1 protein-coding gene is annotated in these 3,877 nt (G+C 52.0%); it reads left to right on the plus strand.

The window, feature by feature from the left end:
* Positions 1 to 400: 400 nt before the first annotated feature.
* Positions 401 to 3,832, plus strand: a complete 3,432-nt coding sequence (locus tag OB13_RS19405; protein WP_461491840.1) for a PQQ-dependent sugar dehydrogenase — start codon at positions 401 to 403, stop codon at positions 3,830 to 3,832.
* The last annotated feature ends 45 nt before the right edge of the window (positions 3,833 to 3,877 follow it).

Consider the following 3,877-nt stretch of genomic DNA (forward strand, 5'->3'; position numbering starts at 1 on the left):
GATCATTGAACGGACAAGCCCCTTATCGTTTACCCCTAGTAAAAGTCCGCTGACTAATGTTCTGTAACAACTGACACTACATTCTCTGAAATAGACAGGAACTATATAGTGCAAGCTGCGTATCTCATTTCAGCACAACAGTACAATTCCATTCTGGTCTTACCTATAAGCTTCCTCCGGGAGGATTGTACCATACCTAACTTTCTGAAATACAACTTTAACCGGTCATCAGACCCGTTATCCTATACCCGATTTATTAAGTGAATTATGTTAAACAATTACTTTTTTATCTATGCATAATCTTTACACGAGGGGCGAAGGACATGCCTTGCCTCTGGCTATACAACGTACAGATTACACCTCAACCCACCGTTTCGCATTTATACCAAAAGTTTTCCTTGTGATCTTCCTGCTACTGGGCAGTTATCTGGCCACAGCACAGCCTTCCGGCTTTGTGGTGGAAGAGGTGGGAGACGACTGGAATGCCGCTGTGGGCCTTACCTTCTCCAAAGACGGCGAGAAAATGTACGTCTGGGAAAAAGCAGGTAAAGTCTGGATCGTAGAGAACGGGGAGCGTCTTCCCGTGCCCATGCTGGACATCAGCGAAGAAGTAGGTGACTGGGGAGATCACGGCCTGTTGGGCCTTGCCCTCGACCCCAATTTTGACAGCAATGGCTACATTTACCTGCTCTATGTGGTGGATCGCCATCACCTGCTGCACTTTGGTACCGGCAACTATAGCCCCGCTAAAAATGAGTACTACGATGCGACCATTGGCCGCGTCACCCGTTATACGGCCCGCGCCAGTGATAACCGCCGAACGATAGACCCGAACAGCCGCAAGGTGCTGCTGGGAGAAACCAAGTCAACCGGTGTGCCAGTGCTCTATGAGTCACACGGTATCGGTACGTTGATGTTCGGCGAAGATGGTTCCTTGCTTATTTCTACCGGCGACGGTGCTACAGCCGGCTGGCCTGACTACGGTTACATGGATTCGGACCCGAACAGACCGCTGGATACCTATGTACCGCAGGCACTGAAGGATGGCATCATGACCCAGAAAGTAAACGTGGGCGCCTACAGATCACAGCAGCTGGAGTCTCTCAATGGCAAGATCCTGCGCATCAATCCTGCTACGGGGGACGGTATGCCAGGCAACCCGTTTTACGAAGCCGGCAAGGCGCGTGAAGCTGCTTCCCGCATCTGGTCTCTCGGTCTGCGCAACCCTTTCCGGTTTTCTGTAAAACCGGGCTCCGGCAGCGCCACCTCGCCGGGTGTGTTGTATATAGGTGACTCAGGCTGGTCTGACCGGGAAGAAGTGAACGTAGCTACAAAACCAGGTATGAACTTTGGCTGGCCATTGTTTGAAGGCCTGGAAGCACAGAATTTCTACATACACAGACCAATTGCCAATACAAGTGCTCCTAACCCACTGAATGGCGAGGGCAACTGTGCGCAACCGCATTTTTACTTCCGGGATCTGATCCTGCAGCCTGTTCTTAACGGCGAGCCTTATTTTGGCAACCCCTGCCGCTGGGGCGATCTGATCCCCAAAAGCATTCCGACCTTTACGCATGCGCGTCCATCCATTGAATGGGGGAACGGTGAAGGAGGCTCCCGAGTGGGCACCTTCGATAGTAAAAACAATGCTGCCGTAGCCATGATTGGTGCCGCCGGTTCACCTGTAACCGGACCGCAATTCAACGGAAGCTCTTCTACCGGAGGAGTCTGGTATACCGGTGATGACTTCCCGGCTGAGTATAAGAACACATATTTCTTCGGTGACTATGGTGCCGGCTGGATCCGAAGTGCTTCTTTTGACAATGAGCAAGCTCCCAAAGCGGTGCGTAACTTCATCGATAAAGATGCCGTCGTGGTCGCCTTCGCATCCAACCCTGTGAAAGGTGGGTTATACTATATCAACTATGCCACGCAGATAAAGAAGGTCAACTACTACAGCGGCAACACGCCTCCGAAAGCAGTGGCAAAAGCTGACAAACTGTTTGGCCCAAGCCCGCTGCTGGTACAGTTCAAAGGTGATGAGTCGACGGATGCAGAAGGCGCCGTAACCTATGAATGGGACTTTGGCGATGGCAGTGCAAAATCCAAAGTGGCAAACCCACAACATACCTATACCTCGGCCGAAGTAGGGAAAAAATACGATGTGGTGCTGAAAGTAACCGATGCCGGCGGATTGACTACCACGGCACGCCTGTCCATCAACCTGAACAACACACCGCCTAAAGTGAAGATCACCAGTCCGGCAGCAGGTACTCTCTATACCCTGAAAGACAAAACGGTGCTTAACCTGAGAGCTGAGGTGACAGATGATGAGCACAGTGCCACTCAACTTACCTACAAGTGGCAGACAGTGATGCATCACAACGACCACGTGCACCCGGAACCGATCGATGAGAAGAAGGAAACCACGGCTACGATCACACCGATCGGCTGCGATGGCAATACCTATTTTTACCGCATCAACCTGACCGTGACCGATGCCGGCGGCCTCTCGACCACGACCTACGTAGATGTGCTGCCTGACTGTAGCGAAGGTGCTTTCAAGGCGATCACGGTGACCTCTCCGGTTAATAATTCAAACCATGCGGTAGGAGCACCCATCGAACTGAAGATCACCTCTACCAACAAAGACCAGGTATGGTCGAATGTGGCTTACTACCGGGGCAATACCCTGATCGGGGAAACCGGCACGGCTCCTTATTCCTATACCTGGACGGGGGCAGCACCGGGCAGCTACCGGATCACGGCAAAAGTAACCGATGATGGCGTTCATTTCTACGACTCCGATCCGGTCAACATTACGGTAGGAGAGGCTGCGCAGCCGGTTGAGCTGCCAAACTGCCTCCCGGGACTGGCACACTATTTCCCTATGGATGCCGGTGGAGCTGAAGGTGTATTGGAGGATTATCTGACTCCTGCGCAGGCCGCCTGCACGGATTGCCCAACCCCGGTAGAAGGCAAATTCCATGATGCGCAGCGCTTTGACGGTGCCAAGACTGGCCTGGACGTTGAAATAGCAGATCAGTTTGACTGGAAAAAGGATGCGAACTTCACGATCAAGTTCTGGATGCGCTCTTCCTCTACAAAGGATGGCAACTCGGTTATTATCGGGCGCAACGCAACCGACTCCAAAATGCACTGGTGGGTAGGTGTGGATCCCAACGGACAAGTGATGTTCATGCTGCGTGACCTGCAGCACATAGGCATCTTCATTGGGGCGAAAGGCCCTAAAGTGAACGATGGCAAGTGGCACCAGGTTGTAGCGATGCGGGACGGCAGTAACAAGAAGAGCAGGCTCTACATCGATGGAGCGCTGGTAGACGAAGCAGAGTATAGCTACGAACGCGGCTTCGAGGGTACGGTGCCTGTCAACATCGGCTACATGAAACTCGACAATGGCTACCACTACAACGGTGACCTGGATGAACTGAAACTTTTCAACCGGGCGCTCACGCCACAGGAAGTTGCCAGTGCTTATAACAGCGGGGAAGGCAGTTACTGCGGAGCGACTCCATTGGGTATAAAAGACGAAGAACAGTTTAAAGGTGTATTTGAGGTATTCCCGAACCCGGCAGCGGGTGGAAGCGAAGTAGCTGTCAGAATAACGACGCTTAGCCCGAACGAAAAAGTGAAGCTGGTACTGACCGACATTACCGGCCGTAAAATACTGGAGAAGAAAGTGACGGCGACACCGGAAGGAGCTATTTCCACACAGATCACACCGAATAAGAGAACCGGTTCCGGTGTGTACAACCTGAGCTTAAGTTCTGAAGAGAGAACCATAAACAGGAAGATCGTGATCATCGATTAAACTGAGTTCTTCTCTAAAAAGCAAAGGCCCCTGCAGTTCTGCAGG

The organism is Pontibacter sp. HJ8 (genome assembly GCF_054824225.1).